This is a genomic window from Bacteroides sp. AF29-11, assembly GCF_003602895.1.
GTDB lineage: Bacteria > Bacteroidota > Bacteroidia > Bacteroidales > Bacteroidaceae > Bacteroides > Bacteroides uniformis.
On record NZ_QTLY01000012.1, the window covers coordinates 33788 to 54018 of the forward strand.

At 46.4% G+C, this 20231-nt stretch carries 18 protein-coding genes and 4 tRNA genes; 20 read left to right on the forward strand and 2 right to left on the reverse strand.

Annotation, left to right across the window (positions count from 1 at the left end):
• Positions 1 to 13 precede the first annotated feature (13 nt).
• Positions 14 to 1234, forward strand: a complete 1221-nt coding sequence (locus DWZ03_RS18665; protein ID WP_005825739.1) for a 3-deoxy-D-manno-octulosonic acid transferase — start codon at positions 14 to 16, stop codon at positions 1232 to 1234.
• 92 nt (positions 1235 to 1326) lie between these two features.
• Here DWZ03_RS18665 and DWZ03_RS18670 read toward each other — a convergent pair whose 3' ends face one another.
• Together DWZ03_RS18670 and DWZ03_RS18675 are read right to left on the reverse strand one after the other, a co-directional pair.
• Positions 1327 to 1839, reverse strand: coding sequence for a gamma carbonic anhydrase family protein (locus DWZ03_RS18670; RefSeq protein WP_120130527.1), 513 nt, complete (start codon positions 1837 to 1839; stop codon positions 1327 to 1329).
• Between the two features lie 3 nt (positions 1840 to 1842).
• On the reverse strand, positions 1843 to 3636 hold the full coding sequence (locus tag DWZ03_RS18675) for an aminopeptidase P family protein (protein ID WP_120130528.1): 1794 nt from the start codon (positions 3634 to 3636) through the stop codon (positions 1843 to 1845).
• Between the two features lie 279 nt (positions 3637 to 3915).
• Between DWZ03_RS18675 and rpsU the strand changes: the two genes are divergently transcribed.
• The 19 genes from rpsU (at position 3916) to rpsG (ending at position 20214) form a co-directional block, all read left to right on the forward strand.
• A complete protein-coding gene (gene rpsU, locus DWZ03_RS18680) occupies positions 3916 to 4107 on the forward strand; it encodes a 30S ribosomal protein S21 (RefSeq protein WP_005825735.1) in 192 nt (63 codons plus the stop codon).
• A gap of 73 nt (positions 4108 to 4180) precedes the next feature.
• Entirely contained in the window at positions 4181 to 5065 is an 885-nt protein-coding gene (locus DWZ03_RS18685) for a tyrosine recombinase XerC (protein ID WP_009037304.1), read from the forward strand.
• Between the two features lie 18 nt (positions 5066 to 5083).
• A complete protein-coding gene (hpf, locus tag DWZ03_RS18690) occupies positions 5084 to 5383 on the forward strand; it encodes a ribosome hibernation-promoting factor, HPF/YfiA family (protein WP_005825731.1) in 300 nt (99 codons plus the stop codon).
• 93 nt (positions 5384 to 5476) lie between these two features.
• Positions 5477 to 5550 (forward strand) — tRNA-Thr (locus tag DWZ03_RS18695).
• Positions 5551 to 5674: 124 nt separating this feature from the next.
• Positions 5675 to 5757: transfer RNA gene (locus DWZ03_RS18700), tRNA-Tyr, on the forward strand.
• Between the two features lie 17 nt (positions 5758 to 5774).
• Positions 5775 to 5846 (forward strand) — tRNA-Thr (locus DWZ03_RS18705).
• Positions 5847 to 5896: 50 nt separating this feature from the next.
• Positions 5897 to 7081 carry an elongation factor Tu gene (tuf, locus tag DWZ03_RS18710; protein ID WP_005825727.1) on the forward strand — a complete coding sequence of 395 codons (1185 nt, stop codon included), beginning with the start codon at positions 5897 to 5899 and terminating at the stop codon, positions 7079 to 7081.
• Positions 7082 to 7137: 56 nt separating this feature from the next.
• Positions 7138 to 7210: transfer RNA gene (locus DWZ03_RS18715), tRNA-Trp, on the forward strand.
• A gap of 14 nt (positions 7211 to 7224) precedes the next feature.
• Complete coding sequence (gene secE / locus DWZ03_RS20475) at positions 7225 to 7413, forward strand: preprotein translocase subunit SecE (protein ID WP_005825726.1); 189 nt, start codon at positions 7225 to 7227, stop codon at positions 7411 to 7413.
• A 12-nt stretch (positions 7414 to 7425) separates the two neighbouring features.
• A complete protein-coding gene (gene nusG / locus DWZ03_RS18725) occupies positions 7426 to 7968 on the forward strand; it encodes a transcription termination/antitermination protein NusG (protein WP_120130529.1) in 543 nt (180 codons plus the stop codon).
• Positions 7969 to 8027: 59 nt separating this feature from the next.
• Positions 8028 to 8471 carry a 50S ribosomal protein L11 gene (gene rplK, locus DWZ03_RS18730; RefSeq protein WP_005825722.1) on the forward strand — a complete coding sequence of 148 codons (444 nt, stop codon included), beginning with the start codon at positions 8028 to 8030 and terminating at the stop codon, positions 8469 to 8471.
• Between the two features lie 15 nt (positions 8472 to 8486).
• Positions 8487 to 9185: a 50S ribosomal protein L1 gene (gene rplA / locus DWZ03_RS18735; protein WP_005825721.1), complete on the forward strand. Its 699-nt coding sequence runs from the start codon at positions 8487 to 8489 to the stop codon at positions 9183 to 9185.
• 15 nt (positions 9186 to 9200) lie between these two features.
• On the forward strand, positions 9201 to 9722 hold the full coding sequence (gene rplJ, locus DWZ03_RS18740; protein WP_005825719.1) for a 50S ribosomal protein L10: 522 nt from the start codon (positions 9201 to 9203) through the stop codon (positions 9720 to 9722).
• A 61-nt stretch (positions 9723 to 9783) separates the two neighbouring features.
• On the forward strand, positions 9784 to 10161 hold the full coding sequence (gene rplL / locus DWZ03_RS18745; RefSeq protein ID WP_004291279.1) for a 50S ribosomal protein L7/L12: 378 nt from the start codon (positions 9784 to 9786) through the stop codon (positions 10159 to 10161).
• 105 nt (positions 10162 to 10266) lie between these two features.
• Entirely contained in the window at positions 10267 to 14079 is a 3813-nt protein-coding gene (rpoB, locus tag DWZ03_RS18750; protein WP_005825717.1) for a DNA-directed RNA polymerase subunit beta, read from the forward strand.
• Between the two features lie 108 nt (positions 14080 to 14187).
• The gene (gene rpoC / locus DWZ03_RS18755; RefSeq protein WP_008661873.1) at positions 14188 to 18483 is read left to right on the forward strand and encodes a DNA-directed RNA polymerase subunit beta'; all 4296 of its coding nucleotides are present in this window, start codon (positions 14188 to 14190) and stop codon (positions 18481 to 18483) included.
• A 268-nt stretch (positions 18484 to 18751) separates the two neighbouring features.
• Positions 18752 to 19063: a DUF3467 domain-containing protein gene (locus DWZ03_RS18760; RefSeq protein ID WP_005825714.1), complete on the forward strand. Its 312-nt coding sequence runs from the start codon at positions 18752 to 18754 to the stop codon at positions 19061 to 19063.
• Between the two features lie 117 nt (positions 19064 to 19180).
• Positions 19181 to 19582, forward strand: coding sequence for a 30S ribosomal protein S12 (gene rpsL, locus DWZ03_RS18765; protein ID WP_005825712.1), 402 nt, complete (start codon positions 19181 to 19183; stop codon positions 19580 to 19582).
• Positions 19583 to 19737: 155 nt separating this feature from the next.
• A complete protein-coding gene (gene rpsG, locus DWZ03_RS18770) occupies positions 19738 to 20214 on the forward strand; it encodes a 30S ribosomal protein S7 (RefSeq protein ID WP_005825710.1) in 477 nt (158 codons plus the stop codon).
• The last annotated feature ends 17 nt before the right edge of the window (positions 20215 to 20231 follow it).

The following is a 20231-nucleotide window of genomic DNA, read 5'->3' on the forward strand; positions in this document are numbered from 1 at the left end:
TAATCCATATAGTATGCTATATGACTTGGCAATAGCCATCTACGATATTCTGGTGCATCTGGCTGCTCCATTTAGCCGTAAGCCCCGAAAAATGATGAAGGGACACTGGGTGGTCTATGAACTTCTCCGGCAGCAGTTGGAGAAGGACGTGCGCTATATATGGTTCCATGCCGCTTCTTTGGGGGAGTTCGAGCAGGGACGGCCGTTGATTGAGAAAATTCGTGCCAAATATCCGGATTACGGTATTCTGCTGACTTTCTTCTCGCCGTCGGGCTATGAGGTCCGCAAGAATTATAGGGGGGCAGACGTTGTCTGTTACTTGCCTTTCGACAAGTCCCGCAATGTGAAGAAGTTCCTGGATATCGTGAATCCCTGCATGGCATTCTTCATCAAGTACGAGTTCTGGAAGAACTATCTGGACGAACTGCACAAGCGCCGTATTCCGGTGTACAGCATTTCTTCCATTTTCCGCCGCGGACAAGTATTCTTCAAGTGGTATGGCGGTACGTACAGACATGTGCTGCGCGACTTCGACCATTTGTTTGTGCAGAATGAACGCTCCAAACGCTATCTGGCGAAGATAGGTATCAGCCGTGTCACGGTGGTGGGGGATACCCGTTTTGACCGTGTGCTGCAGATTCGTGAGGAGGCCAAACATCTGCCTTTGGTGGAGCTTTTCAAGAACAACACGATGACTTTCGTGGCAGGAAGCTCCTGGCAGCCGGACGAGGATTTGTTTATTGAATACTTCAACCAGCATCCAGAGGTGAAGTTGGTTATCGCTCCGCACGTTATCGACGAAAACCATCTGGTAGAGATTATCCGTAAACTGAAACGCCCCTACGTGCGCTATACCCGTGCCGACGAGAAGAATGTCCGTAAGGCCGACTGCCTGATTATCGACTGCTTCGGGTTGCTCTCTTCCATCTACCGCTATGGCGAGATTGCCTATATCGGAGGTGGTTTTGGGGTGGGAATCCACAATACCCTTGAGGCTGCAGTTTATGGCATTCCGGTGATTTTCGGACCGAAGTATCAGAAATTCCAGGAGGCCATCCAGTTGTTGGAGGCAAAAGGCGCTTTCTCGGTGAAGGATTATGAGGAACTGAAAACTTTGCTCGACCGTATGCTGACAGATGAAGTCTTTTTGCGCGAATCAGGCATGAATGCAAGCAATTATGTGACCGGCAACGCCGGTGCAACGGATAAGATAATGAGTATGATAAACTTTTAGAAAAGTAAAGAGTGATAAAAGCGATAGGGCGGTAAAGGTGATGGAATGGCATCCCTTTATCGCCCTGCCTTTTTGGGGCGCCTTGTCTCCCTTTATTTGTACCAGTCGGAATACATCAGATAGTTGTGTGCAATCTTCTGGTTCAGCTCCTTGGCCTGCTCCGGATCTACTTTCTTGATGAACTTGGCGGGGACTCCTCCCCAGATGCTTCCCGGCTCGATGACCGTATTGCTCAATACCAGGGAACCAGCGGCGACAATAGCCCCTTCGCCCACTACTGCGTGGTCAAGGATGGTGGAACCCATCCCTACCAAAGCATAGTTCTTGATAGTGGCTCCGTGGATGGTCACGTTGTGCCCCACGGATACGTGGTCTCCTATCTCTATGGTTGATTTCTCGTACAAGGTGTGGAGCACGCTTCCATCCTGGATGTTTACTCCGTTCCCTATGCGGATTGAGTTTACGTCACCCCGCAGCACGGTGCTGAACCAGATGCTGCAATCCCGTCCCATCTTGACGTCGCCAATGACAACCGCATTGTCCGCCAAAAAACAATTCTCCCCGATTTCGGGAGTGAATCCTCTTACTGATTTTATTAATGCCATTTTTTAGTGATTAGTGGTTAGGTTACTGCATGCTTCCTTCAGCCATTCCCGTTCTCCTTCGTTCAGGCTTGGCGAAAGTGTCTCGTATACATGCTGGTGATAGTTGTCCAGCCATGCCGTTTCCTCTGCCGTCAGCATCTCTTTGATGATACCTTTCTTGCAGATGGGGCAGAGGGTAATGGTTTCGAACTTCAGGTAATTTCCGAACATGCCTTCACCGTCCTTCACGGTCAGCACCAGATTTTCCGTACGTATTCCATGACTTCCGGCTTTGTAAACGCCCGGTTCGTTGGAAGTGACCATTCCTGGCCGTAGGGTTACCGGATTCTCATTCATGCGGATGCTTTGCGGACCTTCGTGCACATTGAGGAAATGGCCTACGCCGTGCCCGGTACCATGCAGGAAGTTCATGTGGTGTTGCCATATCGGCATGCGGGCCAGTACATCCAGTTGCGCTCCTCGCGTACCTTCCGGGAAGACAGCCATGGCGAGGTCGATATGTCCTTTCAGTATCAGGGTGTAGTCCGTCTTCTCTTCTTCGGTCAGTTTCCCCAGTGCGATGGTGCGGGTGATGTCGGTAGTGCCGTCCAGGTATTGCGCACCCGAGTCCAGCAGCAGGAATCCCTCGGGTTTCAGTGGCACGTCCGTTGCCGGAGTGGCTTCGTAGTGTACGATGGCTCCATGTTCCTTGTACCCGGCAATGGTGTCGAAGCTTTCCCCCATGTAGAGTGGCTGTGCGGCACGGAATTCGTGCAGTTTCTTGTCTACGCTGATTTCTGTCTCGTTGCCTGCGGAAACGGCCTCCTCCAGCCATTTCAGGAACTTCACCAGTGCCACTCCGTCGCGTTGCATGGCTGCGTGGATGCCGGCTATTTCCCGGTCATTGCGGACCGCTTTCAGCAAGGCTATCGGTGAGCGCTCGTCAAGTACCCGGCAGGAAGGGGGGAGGGCGGAATAAACGGCATAATTCGTCTTTCCCATGTCGAGCATGATGCTGCCGTCCGGTATTCTTGTCACAAAGGATTCGGTGTCCCCATAAGCATGGATGGTGACGCCGGCTTCTTCCAGATAGGCTGAAAGCTCTTCCGTTACTTTCTCGGGCTGGATGAAAAAGTGTGTTTCTTGTTCGTTGATTATCAGGTAGCTTACTACTACGGGGTTGCAATGCACATCGTTGCCGCGTATATTGAGTGTCCATGCTATCTCGTCCAATGCCGACACCAATAATACGTCCGCTTCACTCTTCTTCATCTCCCGGCGGATAGCAGCCAGTTTGTCCGGACAGCTTTTCCCGGCGTATTTCATCTCGTGGATAAAGGCGGGTGCTTCGGGCATGGGAGGGCGGTCTGTCCATATCTCATTCATCGGGTCGGCAATGCTCTTTACGGTGATGCCGTTTTTTGCCAGATCCTCTTGCAGGGCTATGGCTTGTGTGGTGGAAAATACCTTTCCGTCTATACCTACAACTGAATTCGCTGTAAGGTTCTCCCGCAGGAAATCGAGGATGCTGGGCGTTTCGGGCAGCATTTCCTTGTATAAGTCGATGCCGCTGCCTTCCAGCTGCTGCTCGGCTTGGAGAAAATAGCGAGAATCTGTCCACAGTCCCGCCTTGTCGGTGGTAATCACCGCCGTGCCTGCCGAACCGGTGAAGCCTGATATCCATTCTCTTGATTTCCAGTACGGTGCTACGTACTCGCTTAGGTGCGGGTCGGTACTGGGGATAATGAAAGCGTCTATGCCTTCTCTTTTTAACAATGCCCGTAGAGCATCTATACGTTGATTGATTGTCTGAGCCATATTTTTATAAATGTAATTAAGTAGGCGTGTAAATGAGTTTATAATCTCTTCATTCTCTGCTTTCAAAGTTACACATTCTCTTTTAAAAATTTGCTATGCTTCACGGATTTTAGCGGATTGGCTCAATAAAAACATCTTTCCCTTTGCTCATTCGTTTGATAATTAGGAATCATGGGTAATTTTTTTGCAGAAAGTTTTGTGAATAAAGAAAGTATGTGTAATTTTGCCGCTCAATTTAATCGTGAGATTTTTAAACCATTAACATTTAATTAAAAGAAAATGATTGTAGTACCTGTAAAAGAAGGCGAAAACATTGAAAAAGCGCTGAAGAAATTCAAAAGAAAGTTTGAAAAAACTGGCACAGTTAAGGAATTGAGACGCAGACAACAGTTTGATAAACCGTCTGTGACTAAAAGACTTAAGAAAGAACGTGCTGTTTACGTTCAACAACTTCAGCAAGTAGAAGATTAATAATTCGTAAATTCCTTTGAATTATTGAATTCTTTTTCATACATTCGTTGCATGATTTTAGATATGTAGCGATATGTTGTTGACAGATTCTTTTCTTGACTATCTTCTGCACGAGCGGAACTATTCCAAAGGTACGGTTGAGTACTATCGGGCAGATATTCTTGAACTGCAGAGGTTTGGAGAAGAAATGTTGGGAGACTTGACTCCATCGGATGTAGATGCGGAACTTGTTCGTGAATGGATTGCTTCCTTGATGGACAAAGGACTTGCTTCTAATACGATAAACCGAAAGCTGAGTTCTGTCCGGACATACTATAAATTCCTTTTGAGGAGAGGTAAGGTCGCGGTAGATCCGTTGCGGAAAGTGACGGGGCCCAAGAAGAAAAAGCCGCTTCCGGTATTTCTGAGAGAGGGTGAGATGAATAGGTTGCTGGATGATATGGACTTTGGTGAAGGTTTTGAAGGGTGTCGCGACCATATGATTATTGAAATGTTTTATGCTACCGGCATGCGACTTTCAGAATTGATAGGGTTGGATGATAAGGATGTCGATTTTTCGGCTTCTCTCGTTAAAGTGACGGGAAAACGGAATAAACAACGTCTTATACCTTTCGATGAGGAGCTGGGACGCTCGATGCGAGAATATGTCAATGTGCGGAATGAAGCTGTCCCGGTTCGCTCGGATGCTTTTTTTGTCCGGAAGAATGGAAAGAGGCTTTACCGCAGTATCGTAGCATGCCTTGTGAAACGAAACCTTTCGAAGGTAGTGACTGTAAAAAAAAGAAGTCCCCACGTGCTGAGGCACACCTTTGCAACGGCTATGCTGAACAATGGTGCTGATTTAGGCTCGATAAAAGAACTCCTCGGACACGAGAGTCTGGCGACAACGGAAGTTTATACGCATACTACTTTTGAAGAGCTTAAAAAAGTGTATAATCAGGCTCATCCCCGAGCCTAAAGTAAAAAGGAGGTAAGTATGGAAGTAAGAATTCAATCGATTCACTTTGATGCGTCAGAGCAATTGCAGTCTTTCGTTCAAAAGAAAGTTGCTAAGTTGGAGAAATTTTACGACGATATAAAGAAAGTAGAGGTGTCATTAAAGGTAGTAAAACCAGAAACAGCCGAAAATAAAGAAGCCGGAGTGAAAGTATTGGTTCCCAATGGCGAGTTTTATGCAAACAAGGTTTGTGATACGTTTGAAGAAGCAGTGGATTTATGCCTGGAAGCTTTGGAAAAACAGCTGGTTAAGTACAAGGAAAAGCAACGGAGCAAATAATTTTCCGCTAAAATTTTGCGGGTAAAAAATAAATGCCTAAATTTGCAGCCGTTTCGCTCACACTATGAACGTTACGGTTGCATTTTTTAGCTTGCCTCTTTAGCTCAGTTGGCCAGAGCACGTGATTTGTAATCTCGGGGTCGTTGGTTCGAATCCGACAAGAGGCTCGCTCAAGGATGAGTGGAATGAGTCTTTCTTCACGAGGTGGAGATGATATGAGAACGGAAATCGTCCGGGTAAAGTTCACTCTGCGATGATTTAGTAAGGAAAAGAGTTCTTTTTGTAATGTAGGGGCAAATACCAGAGTGGCCAAATGGGGCAGACTGTAAATCTGCTGGCTTACGCCTTCGGTGGTTCGAATCCATCTTTGCCCACAACTCTTATTCTCCTTGCTGTTATAGCTCAGCGGTAGAGCACTTCCTTGGTAAGGAAGAGGTCCCGGGTTCAAGTCCCGGTAACAGCTCACAAAAATGTAAAAGCTGATTATTAATCAAATAAATAACAAGTAAAGCTATGGCTAAAGAGAAATTCGAACGTACCAAACCGCATGTAAACATTGGTACAATTGGTCACGTTGACCACGGTAAAACCACGTTGACAGCTGCTATCACTACAGTGTTGGCAAAGAAAGGTCTTTCTGAATTGCGTTCTTTCGATTCTATCGATAACGCTCCTGAAGAAAAGGAAAGAGGTATCACTATCAACACTTCTCACGTAGAGTATGAAACAGCTAACCGTCACTACGCTCACGTAGACTGCCCGGGTCACGCCGACTACGTAAAGAACATGGTAACTGGTGCTGCTCAGATGGACGGTGCTATCATCGTAGTTGCTGCTACTGATGGTCCGATGCCTCAGACTCGTGAGCATATCTTGCTGGCTCGTCAGGTAAACGTACCGAGACTGGTTGTATTCATGAACAAGTGTGACATGGTAGACGACGCTGAAATGTTGGAACTCGTTGAAATGGAAATGCGTGAACTGCTTTCAGCCTACGAATTCGACGGCGACAACACTCCGTTCATCCAGGGTTCTGCTCTTGGTGCGTTGAATGGCGTTGAAAAGTGGGAAGAGAAGGTTATGGAGCTGATGGATGCTTGCGACACTTGGATTCCTCTGCCTCCGCGTGATATTGACAAACCGTTCTTGATGCCGGTTGAAGACGTATTCTCAATCACTGGTCGTGGTACTGTAGCTACTGGTCGTATCGAAGCTGGTGTTATCCATGTAGGTGACGAAGTTGAAATCCTCGGTTTGGGTGAAGACAAGAAGTCTGTTGTAACTGGTGTTGAAATGTTCCGCAAGTTGCTGGATCAAGGTGAAGCTGGTGACAACGTAGGTCTGTTGCTCCGTGGTATCGACAAGAACGAAATCAAACGTGGTATGGTTCTTTGTAAGCCCGGTCAGATTAAACCTCACTCTAAGTTCAAAGCTTCTATCTACGTTTTGAAGAAAGAAGAAGGTGGTCGTCACACTCCGTTCCACAACAAATACCGTCCTCAGTTCTATCTGCGTACTATGGACTGTACAGGTGAAATCACTCTTCCGGAAGGAACTGAAATGGTAATGCCTGGTGATAACGTAGAAATCACTGTAGAACTGATCTACCCGGTAGCATTGAACGTAGGTTTGCGTTTCGCTATCCGTGAAGGTGGTCGTACAGTAGGTTCTGGTCAGATTACTGAAATTCTTGACTAATAACCAATATAATCTTAATCAGTTCCCGGTATACATCGGGAACTGATTATGTACAAACGGGAGTAGCTCAGTTGGTAGAGCACCGGTCTCCAAAACCGGGTGTCGGGAGTTCGAGCCTCTCCTCCCGTGCTAATATTTTTGAAATGAAGAAGATTGTAGCTTATTTTAAAGAAACTTACGACGAACTTGTTCATAAAGTGTCGTGGCCTACGTATTCTGAACTTACTAACAGTGCAGTAGTTGTTTTATATGCTTCCCTACTAATTGCAGTGGTAGTATTTGCGATGGACTTCTGTTTCCAGCATCTGATGGAATTTGTTTATCCACATTAAAAGTAAGGAGAAATGTCTGAGATTGAAAAGAAATGGTACGTTTTGCGTGCTATTAGCGGAAAAGAAGCTAAGGTAAAGGAATACCTTGAAGCTGATATTAAAAACAGCGACCTTGGTGATTACGTATCTCAGGTATTGATTCCTACCGAAAAGGTATATCAGGTTCGCAATGGTAAGAAAATTGTGAAAGAGAGAAGTTATCTCCCTGGTTACGTTTTGGTGGAGGCTGTTCTGGTGGGTGAGGTTGCTCATCATCTGAGAAATACTCCTAATGTGATAGGGTTCTTGGGTGGTTCGGAAAAACCCGTACCTCTGAGACAGTCGGAAGTGAATCGTATACTTGGTACGGTCGACGAATTGCAGGAATCAGGTGAAGACTTGAGTATCCCGTATGTAGTCGGCGAGACTGTAAAGGTGAATTACGGTCCGTTCAGTGGATTCAGTGGAATCATTGAAGAAGTGAACACCGAGAAGAAGAAACTGAAGGTCATGGTCAAGATATTCGGACGGAAGACTCCGCTCGAATTGGGCTTTATGCAAGTTGAAAAAGAATAGTGCAGGTGTTACGCTGTAGTATTCTTCATTAATGTTTATATATATAAATCAATTAGAAAATGGCTAAAGAAGTTGCTGGACTAATCAAATTACAGATTAAAGGAGGCGCGGCAAATCCATCACCCCCAGTAGGACCTGCATTGGGTTCCAAGGGTATCAATATCATGGAGTTTTGCAAGCAATTCAACGCCAGAACCCAAGACAAAGCAGGAAAGATTCTTCCTGTGATTATCACTTACTACGCAGACAAGTCTTTCGATTTTGTAATCAAGACTCCTCCCGTGGCTATCCAGTTGTTGGAAGTGACGAAGCAAAAGAGTGGTTCTGCTGAGCCTAACCGTAAGAAAGTTGCCGAGATTACTTGGGAACAGGTTCGTACGATTGCTCAGGACAAAATGGTTGACTTGAACTGTTTCACTGTAGAAGCTGCCATGAAAATGGTTGCCGGTACAGCTAGAAGTATGGGTATCGCTGTAAAAGGGGAGTTCCCGGTTAATAATTAATAAACTTCAATTAGAATGGGTAAACTGACAAAAAATCAAAAGTTGGCTGCAGAAAAAATTGAAGCAGGGAAAGCATACTCTCTCAAGGAAGCTGCTCAGTTGGTAAAGGAAATCACTTATACCAAGTTTGACGCTTCTCTGGATATCGACGTACGTTTGGGCGTTGACCCGCGTAAGGCCAACCAGATGGTGAGAGGTGTTGTATCACTTCCTCACGGTACTGGTAAGGTTGTACGCGTTTTGGTGCTTTGTACACCAGATGCTGAAGCTGCTGCAAAAGAAGCCGGAGCTGACTATGTTGGTCTTGACGAATATATTGAAAAGATCAAAGGTGGATGGACTGATATTGATGTGATTATCACTATGCCGTCCATCATGGGTAAGATTGGTGCACTCGGTCGTGTGCTCGGTCCTCGTGGATTGATGCCTAACCCCAAGAGTGGCACTGTAACTATGGATGTTGCTAAAGCTGTAAGAGAAGTAAAACAAGGCAAAATCGACTTTAAGGTTGACAAGAGCGGTATTGTTCATACTTCTATCGGTAAAGTTTCATTTAGCGCTGAGCAAATTCGCGACAATGCGAAAGAATTCATCTCTACTTTGAATAAATTGAAACCGACTGCAGCCAAGGGTACATATATTAAGAGTATTTATCTTTCTAGCACGATGAGTGCGGGCATCAAGATTGACCCGAAAACAGTAGAAGAAATCTAATAAAACGGAGTAATAATGAGAAAGGAAGATAAAAGTACGATTATTGAGCAGATTGCTGCTACAGTGAAGGAATACGGTCACTTCTATTTGGTGGATACCACTGCCATGAATGCTGCTACAACCAGCATGTTGAGAAGAGAATGTTTCAAGGCTGACATCAAATTGATGGTAGTTAAGAATACATTGCTTCACAAGGCATTGGAGAGCCTGGAAGAAGACTTTTCTCCGCTTTATGGTTCTCTGAAAGGTACAACTGCCGTAATGTTCAGCAACGTTGCTAACGCTCCGGCCAAGTTGATTAAAGATAAGGCTAAGAACGGTATTCCCGGACTGAAGGCTGCATATGCAGAAGAAAGCTTCTATGTTGGTGCTGACCAGTTGGATGCTCTCGTAAGTATCAAGAGTAAGAATGAAGTTATTGCCGATATCGTTGCATTGCTGCAGTCACCGGCCAAGAATGTTATTTCTGCTCTGCAATCAGGTGGTAACACCCTCCACGGAGTTCTCAAGACTCTTGGTGAACGTCCCGAAGCGTAAATTTCGGAAAAAGAATTATATCAATTTATTTAGTATTTAAACAATTAAAAATCATACAAAAATGGCAGATTTGAAAGCTTTTGCAGAACAATTAGTTAACTTGACAGTAAAAGAAGTTAATGAACTTGCAACAATCCTGAAAGAAGAATATGGTATTGAACCTGCTGCTGCAGCTGTAGCTGTTGCTGCTGGTCCTGCAGCCGGTGGTGCTGCTGCCGCAGAAGAAAAGACTTCTTTCGACGTAGTATTGAAGAGCGCTGGCTCAGCTAAACTTCAGGTAGTTAAAGCCGTTAAGGAAGCTTGCGGTCTTGGCTTGAAGGAAGCTAAGGACATGGTAGACGGTGCTCCTAGCGTAGTAAAAGAAGGTTTGGCTAAGGACGAAGCAGAATCATTGAAGAAAACATTGGAAGAAGCTGGAGCTGAAGTTGAACTTAAATAACATTAGCCTGTAAATCAGGTAATTCGGTTAGGAACCCTTCGTGAAAAGGGTTCTTAACCTTTTTGTGTATATATTTAAAATTAAGTTCTACAAATCCATTAACAGATGTCTTCAAATACTGTAAATCAAAGAGTTAATTTTGCTTCGACTAAGAATCCGCTTGAATATCCGGATTTTCTGGAAGTACAATTGAAGTCATTCAAAGACTTTCTACAACTGGACACCCCACCCGAGAAACGTAAGAACGAGGGACTGTATAAAGTATTTGCTGAAAACTTCCCCATTGCCGATACAAGAAATAATTTTGTTCTTGAGTTTTTGGACTACTATATTGATCCGCCGCGCTATACCATTGATGAATGTATAGAGCGAGGGCTTACATATAGCGTGCCTTTGAAGGCAAAATTGAAATTATATTGTACCGACCCCGACCACGAAGATTTTGACACGGTCATTCAGGACGTGTTCCTCGGTCCTATTCCTTACATGACGGATAAGGCAACATTCGTCATCAACGGTGCGGAACGTGTGGTTGTATCCCAGCTTCACCGTTCACCGGGCGTATTCTTCGGACAGAGCGTACATGCCAACGGTACCAAGTTGTACTCAGCCCGTATCATCCCGTTCAAGGGTTCGTGGATTGAGTTTGCCACCGACATCAACAACGTCATGTATGCGTACATTGACCGTAAGAAGAAATTGCCGGTTACCACTTTGCTGAGAGCCATCGGATTTGAGAATGACAAGGACATTCTCGAGATTTTTAATTTGGCGGAAGACGTGAAGGTGAACAAGACGAACCTCAAGAAGATGGTGGGACGTAAGTTGGCCGCACGTGTGTTGAAAACATGGATTGAGGATTTTGTAGACGAAGATACCGGTGAAGTTGTTTCCATCGAGCGTAACGAAGTCGTTATTGACCGTGAAACTGTAATCGAGCCGGAACATGTTGACATTATATTAGAGTCGGGCGTTCAGAATATCCTCGTACACAAGGAAGAACCGAACCAGTCTGACTATTCTATCATATATAATACTCTGCAGAAGGATCCGAGTAACTCGGAAAAAGAAGCTGTACTCTACATCTACCGCCAGTTGCGTAATGCAGACCCTGCCGATGATGCCAGTGCACGCGAGGTTATCAATAACCTGTTCTTCTCAGAGAAGAGATATGACCTGGGTGATGTAGGCCGTTATCGTATCAACAGAAAGTTGAACTTGACGACCGATATGGACGTGCGTGTCCTTACCAAGGAAGATATTATCGAAATTATCAAATATCTCATCGAGTTGATTAACTCGAAAGCGGATGTGGACGATATCGACCACTTGAGCAACCGTCGTGTGCGTACAGTGGGCGAACAGTTGTCCAATCAGTTTGCCATCGGTCTGGCACGTATGTCGCGTACTATCCGCGAGCGTATGAACGTCCGTGACAATGAAGTCTTTACTCCGATTGACCTGATTAACGCCAAGACAATCTCTTCCGTTATCAATTCATTCTTTGGAACGAATGCTTTGTCACAGTTCATGGACCAGACCAACCCGCTGGCCGAGATTACTCACAAGCGCCGTATGTCTGCCCTGGGTCCCGGCGGTCTGTCACGCGAGCGTGCAGGCTTCGAGGTTCGTGACGTACACTATACTCACTACGGACGTCTTTGTCCTATCGAGACTCCTGAAGGTCCGAACATCGGTTTGATTTCTTCACTCTGTGTGTTCGCGAAAATCAACGAGCTTGGCTTCATTGAAACTCCGTACCGCAAGGTGGCAGAGGGTAAGGTTGATCTTTCTGACGAAGGTTTGGTTTACCTCACCGCAGAAGAAGAGGAAGCCAAGATTATTGCTCAGGGTAATGCTCCTTTGAACGATGACGGTACTTTTGTACGTGATAAAGTAAAATCCCGTCAGGATGCCGACTATCCGGTGGTTCCTCCTTCCGAGGTGGAATTGATGGACGTATCTCCCCAGCAGATTGCTTCTATTGCGGCTTCTTTGATTCCGTTCTTGGAGCATGATGACGCCAACCGTGCATTGATGGGATCAAACATGATGCGCCAGGCTGTTCCTTTATTGAAGAGCGAAGCTCCGATTGTAGGTACCGGTATCGAACGCCAGCTGGCACGCGATTCTCGTACGCAGATTACTGCCGAGGGTGACGGTGTGGTTGAATTCGTGGATGCAACGACTATCCGTATTCTGTACGACCGTACAGAGGAGGAAGAGTTCGTAAGCTTCGAGCCTGCATTGAAAGAATATAATATCCCGAAGTGGCGCCGTACCAACCAGAATATGACGATTGACCTCCGTCCGATTTGCGAGAAGGGTCAGCGCGTGACTGCAGGTCAAATCCTGACGGAAGGTTATTCAACCGAAGACGGAGAACTTGCACTGGGTAAGAACCTGCTGGTTGCTTACATGCCGTGGAAGGGCTATAACTATGAGGATGCTATCGTACTGAATGAACGTGTGGTTCGTGAGGACCTTTTGACCTCTGTACACGTAGAAGAATATTCTTTGGAAGTTCGCGAAACGAAGCGTGGTATGGAAGAGTTGACCTCTGACATTCCTAACGTAAGTGAGGAAGCGACTAAAGACCTTGACGAAAACGGTATTGTTCGTGTGGGTGCCCGCATCGAACCGGGTGATATCCTTATCGGTAAGATTACTCCGAAGGGTGAATCGGATCCTTCTCCGGAAGAGAAACTGCTCCGTGCCATCTTCGGTGACAAGGCCGGTGATGTGAAGGATGCTTCTTTGAAAGCCTCTCCTTCTTTGAAGGGTGTTGTTATCGGTAAGCGTCTGTTCTCCCGTGTTGTCAAGACCCGCAGCTCCAAGCTGGCCGACAAGGCTCTGTTACCGAAGATTGACGATGAGTTCGACGCTAAGATTGGTGACCTCAAGAAAGTGTTGATAAACAAGCTGTTGAAGCTTACAGAAAATTATACATCGGAAGGTGTGAAGGATTACATGGGTGCCGACATTATTTCCAAAGGCGCCAGATTCTCTGCTTCCGACTTTAGCGATTTGGACTTCACCGCTGTTCAGTTGAGCAACTGGACGAAGGATGAACATACCAACGGACTGATTCGTGCATTGGTGATGAACTTCATCAAGAAGTACAAGGAACTCGATGCCGAGCTGAAACGCAAGAAGTTCGCCATCACTATCGGTGACGAGTTGCCCGCAGGTATCATTCAGATGGCCAAGGTATACATTGCCAAGAAACGTAAGATTGGTGTCGGTGACAAGATGGCCGGTCGTCACGGTAACAAGGGTATTGTTTCCCGTGTGGTACGCCAGGAAGACATGCCGTTCCTTGCTGACGGTACTCCGGTAGACATCGTGCTGAATCCGTTGGGTGTGCCTTCACGTATGAACATCGGTCAGATATTCGAGGCCGTTCTCGGGCGTGCCGGAAAAAACCTGGGCGTGAAGTTTGCCACTCCTATCTTTGACGGTGCATCTTTGGACGATTTGAACGAATGGACCGATAAGGCCGGCTTGCCTCGCTACGGCAAGACAACGCTGTATGATGGTGGTACCGGTGAAGCATTCGAGCAGCAGGCTACGGTAGGTGTGACTTACATGCTGAAGCTCGGTCACATGGTTGAAGACAAGATGCACGCACGTTCCATCGGTCCGTACTCACTCATTACGCAACAGCCGTTGGGTGGTAAGGCACAGTTCGGTGGTCAGCGTTTTGGAGAAATGGAAGTTTGGGCACTCGAAGCGTTCGGTGCCGCACACATTCTGCAGGAAATCCTGACTATCAAGTCTGATGACGTTGTAGGACGTTCCAAGGCTTATGAAGCAATCGTGAAGGGTGAACCGATGCCTGCTCCGGGTATCCCCGAGTCACTGAACGTATTGCTGCACGAGTTGAGAGGTTTGGGCTTGAGCATCAACTTAGAATAATGGATAATTGATAATTGAGAGTGGATAATGCAAGTTACCATTCTCAATTATCGGTTTTCAGTTTTTCAATTTCAATTTTCCATTGTCAATTATCAATTAAATAAATTTATGGCTTTTAGAAAAGATAACAAGATAAAGAGTAATTTCTCGAAAATCTCTATCGGTTTGGCTTCTCCTGAGGAAATCCTTGAGAATTCGAGTGGTGAAGTTTTAAAGCCTGAAACCATCAACTATCGTACGTATAAGCCCGAACGCGACGGATTGTTCTGCGAGCGCATCTTTGGTCCTATCAAGGATTACGAGTGCCATTGCGGTAAGTACAAGCGTATCCGTTACAAAGGCATCGTCTGCGACCGTTGTGGTGTGGAAGTGACTGAAAAGAAAGTGCGCCGTGAGCGTATGGGACACATCCAGCTCGTTGTGCCCGTGGCTCACATCTGGTACTTCCGTTCACTTCCCAACAAAATCGGTTACTTGTTGGGCTTGCCCACCAAGAAGCTGGATGCCATTATCTATTACGAGCGTTATGTTGTCATTCAGCCGGGTGTACTGTCCGATGAAGTGGCACAGTATGACTTGCTTGAAGAAGGAGAATACCTGGACTTGCTGGAAAAGTTGCCGAAAGACAACCAGTTCCTCGAAGATTCAGATCCCAATAAGTTCATTGCCAAGATGGGCGCGGAAGCTATCTACGATTTGCTGTCACGCCTCGACCTTGACTCTTTGTCTTACGAACTGCGTAACCGTGCCGGAAGCGATGCTTCACAGCAACGCAAGACCGAAGCTCTGAAACGTCTTCAGGTAGTTGAGTCGTTCCGTGCATCACGCGGACGCAACAAGCCCGAGTGGATGATTGTACGCATTGTACCGGTTATTCCGCCCGAACTTCGTCCGTTGGTCCCATTGGATGGCGGCCGTTTCGCAACTTCTGACTTGAATGACCTTTACCGTCGTGTCATCATCCGTAACAACCGTCTGAAGAGATTGATTGAAATCAAGGCTCCTGAAGTGATTTTGCGTAATGAAAAACGTATGTTGCAGGAAGCTGTCGACTCTCTGTTTGATAACTCCCGTAAATCGAGTGCAGTGAAGACCGACGCTAACCGTCCGTTGAAGTCACTTTCCGACAGTTTGAAGGGTAAGCAAGGACGTTTCCGTCAGAACTTGTTGGGTAAGCGTGTCGACTATTCCGCACGTTCTGTAATCGTTGTAGGTCCGGAGCTGAAGATGGGCGAATGCGGTATCCCTAAACTGATGGCAGCCGAGCTTTACAAGCCGTTCATCATTCGTAAGCTCATTGAGCGTGGTATCGTGAAGACGGTAAAGAGCGCCAAGAAGATTGTAGACCGCAAGGAACCCGTTATCTGGGATATTTTGGAACACGTGATGAAGGGGCATCCGGTGCTGTTGAACCGTGCCCCGACACTTCACCGTCTGGGTATCCAGGCATTCCAGCCTAAAATGATTGAAGGTAAGGCAATCCAGCTGCACCCGTTGGCATGTACGGCGTTCAATGCCGACTTCGACGGTGACCAGATGGCCGTGCACTTGCCGTTGAGCAACGAAGCGATTCTGGAAGCACAGATGCTAATGCTCCAGTCACACAATATATTGAACCCTGCCAACGGTGCTCCTATCACTGTGCCTGCTCAGGATATGGTACTTGGTCTGTACTATATTACGAAGCTGCGCAAGGGTGCCAAGGGTGAAGGCCTGACATTCTACGGTCCTGAGGAAGCGCTGATTGCCTACAATGAAGGTAAGTGCGACATCCATGCTCCGGTAAGCGTAATAGTGAAAGACGTTGACGAGAATGGTAACATTGTGGACAAGATGATGCACGATACCTCCGTGGGCCGTGTCATTGTCAACGAAATTGTTCCGGCAGAAGCAGGATATATCAATACGATTATCTCCAAGAAGTCACTCCGAGACATCATCAGTCACGTAATCAAGGTGTGCGGTGTTGCCAAGGCAGCCGACTTCCTCGACGGAATCAAGAACCTCGGTTATTACATGGCCTTCAAGGGTGGTTTGTCGTTCAACTTGGGCGATATCATTATCCCGGAAGAGAAGGAAGCATTAGTACAGAAAGGTTATGATGAAGTAGAGCAGGTAATCAATAACTATAACATGGGTTTCATCACGAACAACGAGCGTTACAACCAGGTAATCGATATCTGGACGCACGTGAACTCTGAGTTGTCCAACATCCTGATGAAAACCATTTCAAGCGACGACCAGGGTTTCAACTCTGTATACATGATGCTGGATTCCGGTGCCCGTGGTTCTAAGGAACAGATTCGTCAGCTCTCCGGTATGCGTGGTTTGATGGCGAAGCCCCAGAAAGCAGGTGCCGAAGGCGGTCAGATTATCGAAAACCCGATTCTTTCTAACTTTAAGGAAGGTCTGTCCGTGTTGGAGTACTTTATCTCTACCCACGGTGCCCGTAAGGGTCTTGCCGATACCGCTTTGAAGACGGCCGATGCCGGATACCTGACCCGTCGTCTGGTTGACGTATCGCATGATGTGATTATTAATGAAGAAGACTGCGGCACGCTCCGCGGATTGGTTTGTACGGCACTGAAGAACAATGATGAAACCATTGCCACTCTGTATGAACGTATCCTGGGTCGTGTATCCGTACATGATATTGTTCATCCTACAACCGGCGAACTGATTGTGGCCGGCGGTGAGGAAATTACCGAGGACATTGCACAACGCATTGAAGACTCTCCAATCGAGAGCGTTGAAATCCGTTCTGTATTGACCTGCGAATCCAAGAAAGGTGTTTGTGCCAAGTGTTACGGACGTAACCTGGCTTCCAGCCGTATGGTTCAGAAGGGCGAGGCAGTCGGCGTAATCGCTGCACAGTCTATCGGTGAGCCGGGTACACAGTTGACACTGCGTACATTCCATGCCGGTGGTACGGCAGCCAATATTGCTGCCAACGCAAGCATCGTGGCCAAGAATCCTGCCCGTCTGGAATTCGAAGAACTCCGTACGGTAGACGTTATCGACGAAGCAGGCGAACCGGCAAAGGTAGTGGTAGGCCGTTTGGCCGAAGTGCGTTTCGTGGATGTCAACACGGGTATTGTGCTTTCCACTCATAATGTACCCTACGGTTCTACGCTCTATGCAGCCGATGGTGAAATGGTAGAGAAAGGCAAGATGATTGCCCGTTGGGACCCGTTCAACGCGGTTATCATTACCGAAGCTACCGGTAAGATTGAATTTGAAGGTGTTATTGAAAACGTGACTTATAAGGTAGAGTCTGATGAATCTACCGGTTTGCGCGAAATCATCATCATTGAGTCTAAGGATAAGACGAAGGTGCCTACCGCACACATCATGACAGAAGACGGCGAACTGATCCGTACATACAACTTGCCAGTAGGTGGCCACGTAGTGGTTGAAGACGGTCAGAAGGTAAAGGCCGGTGAAGTTATCGTGAAGATTCCGCGTGCCGTAGGTAAAGCGGGTGATATCACGGGTGGTCTTCCCCGTGTCACTGAGTTGTTCGAGGCACGTAACCCGTCTAATCCCGCTGTGGTTTCAGAAATCGACGGTGAGGTTACCATGGGTAAGGTGAAACGCGGTAATCGCGAAATCATCGTTACTTCCAAGACCGGTGAAGTGAAGAAGTACCTCGTACCGTTGTCCAAGCAGATTCTGGTTCAGGAGAACGACTATGTACGCGCCGGTACTCCGTTGTCTGACGGTGCTATCACACCTGCGGACATCCTGGCTATCAAAGGTCCTACGGCCGTGCAGGAATATATTGTGAACGAGGTTCAGGACGTTTACCGTCTGCAGGGTGTGAAGATTAATGATAAGCACTTTGAAATCATCGTTCGTCAGATGATGCGCAAGGTGGAAATCGACGAGCCAGGTGATACCCGCTTCCTGGAACAGCAAGTTGTTGACAAGATGGAATTCATGGAAGAGAATGACCGTATCTGGGGAAAGAAGGTGGTAGTGGATGCTGGAGATTCCCAGAGTCTGCAGGCTGGCCAGATTGTGACGGCCCGCAAGCTGCGTGACGAGAACTCCATGTTGAAACGCCGCGACTTGAAACCCGTGGAAGTGCGCGACGCTGTACCTGCGACTTCTACTCAGATTCTTCAAGGTATCACCCGTGCTGCATTGCAGACTTCAAGCTTCATGTCGGCTGCTTCCTTCCAGGAAACGACGAAGGTACTGAACGAGGCTGCCATCAACGGAAAGGTGGACCGTCTGGAAGGTATGAAGGAGAACGTAATTTGCGGTCACCTGATTCCTGCCGGTACCGGACAACGCGAGTTCGAGAAGATTATCGTTGGCTCCAAAGAAGAGTACGACCGTATGCTTGCCAACAAGAAGACGGTACTTGATTATGCTGTAGACGAGAAAGTAGAGGGATAGCCTTACAACGTCAATATAATTCTATAAAATAGAGAGGGAATATCCTATAAGAAGGAGTATTCCCTCTCTGTTTTATCTTTGCCTCTTCCTTCTGTACTGCAATGCTTCTGTATGTTTGTTACAGTGCTACTGCAAAACGGTTGCAGTGGCTTGCTCCTTTTTCAGAACGGATTATTATGTGTCTTTTTGAACTTAAATGTATATCATCCGAAAAAAAAGAGTACTTTTGGTCTATCTTTTAAGAACATTTTAAAAACAATTGTGCAACATGGAAAATCAAGAAAACAACAACGGTCAACTCCAGATAGAATTGAAGGAAGAAGTGGCGCAAGGTACATATGCCAATTTGGCTATTATAACTCATTCCAGTTCGGAATTTATTCTCGACTTTATCCGCGTGATGCCTGGAATGCCAAAGGCTGGCGTGCAATCGCGCATAGTTTTGGCACCCGAACATGCCAAGCGTTTGCTGCGTGCACTCGAAGAGAATATTGGGAAATATGAACGCGCTTTCGGACTGATTCGCATGCCGGACGAACAAACATTTCCGCCTCTTCCCAACATCAAGGGTGAAGCGTAAAATCAAAAAAAAACTTGTAGTGCATTGATTATTCAAAACTTATTAGTATCTTTGCAGCCCAAAAGTGTATAGTTTTGAATTAATATAAACAATAATATATAACTAAAAACAATTAAAATGCCTACAATTCAGCAATTAGTAAGAAAAGGACGCGAAGTGCTGGTGGAGAAATCAAAGTCTCCAGCCTTGGACTCTTGTCCTCAAAGACGTGGCGTTTGCGTGAGAGTGTATACAACCACTCCGAAGAAGCCGAATTCAGCTATGCGTAAAGTAGCTCGTGTACGTTTGACCAATGGTAAAGAGGTGAACTCTTATATTCCGGGAGAAGGTCACAACTTGCAGGAACACTCTATCGTGTTGGTACGTGGTGGTCGTGTAAAAGACCTTCCGGGTGTGCGTTATCACATCGTACGTGGTACTTTGGATACTGCAGGTGTTGCAGGTCGTACACAAAGACGTTCCAAATACGGCGCAAAACGTCCGAAACCGGGTCAAGCAGCTCCTGCTAAGAAGAAATAATCTGGTGGCCTGATTCCCAAAATAGGAAAATTTAAAGTAATAACTTACGTTTTAGTTTGTTGGAAATGCTAAAGGTTGAGTAAATTCTCCGGAGGGAGAGTTGAAGAAGACAGAAGTAAACAACCAAGAACGAAAAACATTATTCTTTCAGACAAATGAGAAAAGCAAAACCAAAAAAACGCGTTATCCTTCCGGATCCCGTGTTCAATGATGTAAAAGTTTCCAAGTTCGTGAATCACTTGATGTACGATGGAAAGAAGAACACTTCTTATGAAATCTTCTATGCTGCGTTGGAAACAGTGAAGAACAAAATGCAGAACGAAGAGAAATCCGCTCTTGAAATCTGGAAAAAAGCTCTGGATAATGTGACTCCTCAAGTGGAAGTTAAGTCTCGCCGTGTGGGTGGTGCTACTTTCCAGGTTCCTACAGAAATCCGTGCTGACCGTAAGGAATCAATTTCCATGAAGAACTTGATTATCTTTGCACGTAAGCGTGGCGGTAAATCAATGGCTGATAAGCTGGCTGCCGAAATCATGGATGCTTTCAATGAACAGGGCGGTGCTTACAAACGTAAAGAAGATATGCATAGAATGGCAGAAGCTAACCGTGCATTTGCTCATTTCAGATTCTAATACTATAAGAGACTAAC

Bases quoted from the DNA above. Each gene is read 5' to 3' on its own strand.
- DWZ03_RS18665 (WP_005825739.1), top strand. From the start codon at position 14: ATGCTATATGACTTGGCAATAGCCATCTACGATATTCTGGTGCATCTG.
- DWZ03_RS18670 (WP_120130527.1), bottom strand. From the start codon at position 1,839: ATGGCATTAATAAAATCAGTAAGAGGATTCACTCCCGAAATCGGGGAG.
- DWZ03_RS18675 (WP_120130528.1), bottom strand. From the start codon at position 3,636: ATGGCTCAGACAATCAATCAACGTATAGATGCTCTACGGGCATTGTTA.
- rpsU (WP_005825735.1), top strand. From the start codon at position 3,916: ATGATTGTAGTACCTGTAAAAGAAGGCGAAAACATTGAAAAAGCGCTG.
- DWZ03_RS18685 (WP_009037304.1), top strand. From the start codon at position 4,181: ATGTTGTTGACAGATTCTTTTCTTGACTATCTTCTGCACGAGCGGAAC.
- hpf (WP_005825731.1), top strand. From the start codon at position 5,084: ATGGAAGTAAGAATTCAATCGATTCACTTTGATGCGTCAGAGCAATTG.
- tuf (WP_005825727.1), top strand. From the start codon at position 5,897: ATGGCTAAAGAGAAATTCGAACGTACCAAACCGCATGTAAACATTGGT.
- secE (WP_005825726.1), top strand. From the start codon at position 7,225: ATGAAGAAGATTGTAGCTTATTTTAAAGAAACTTACGACGAACTTGTT.
- nusG (WP_120130529.1), top strand. From the start codon at position 7,426: ATGTCTGAGATTGAAAAGAAATGGTACGTTTTGCGTGCTATTAGCGGA.
- rplK (WP_005825722.1), top strand. From the start codon at position 8,028: ATGGCTAAAGAAGTTGCTGGACTAATCAAATTACAGATTAAAGGAGGC.
- rplA (WP_005825721.1), top strand. From the start codon at position 8,487: ATGGGTAAACTGACAAAAAATCAAAAGTTGGCTGCAGAAAAAATTGAA.
- rplJ (WP_005825719.1), top strand. From the start codon at position 9,201: ATGAGAAAGGAAGATAAAAGTACGATTATTGAGCAGATTGCTGCTACA.
- rplL (WP_004291279.1), top strand. From the start codon at position 9,784: ATGGCAGATTTGAAAGCTTTTGCAGAACAATTAGTTAACTTGACAGTA.
- rpoB (WP_005825717.1), top strand. From the start codon at position 10,267: ATGTCTTCAAATACTGTAAATCAAAGAGTTAATTTTGCTTCGACTAAG.
- rpoC (WP_008661873.1), top strand. From the start codon at position 14,188: ATGGCTTTTAGAAAAGATAACAAGATAAAGAGTAATTTCTCGAAAATC.
- DWZ03_RS18760 (WP_005825714.1), top strand. From the start codon at position 18,752: ATGGAAAATCAAGAAAACAACAACGGTCAACTCCAGATAGAATTGAAG.
- rpsL (WP_005825712.1), top strand. From the start codon at position 19,181: ATGCCTACAATTCAGCAATTAGTAAGAAAAGGACGCGAAGTGCTGGTG.
- rpsG (WP_005825710.1), top strand. From the start codon at position 19,738: ATGAGAAAAGCAAAACCAAAAAAACGCGTTATCCTTCCGGATCCCGTG.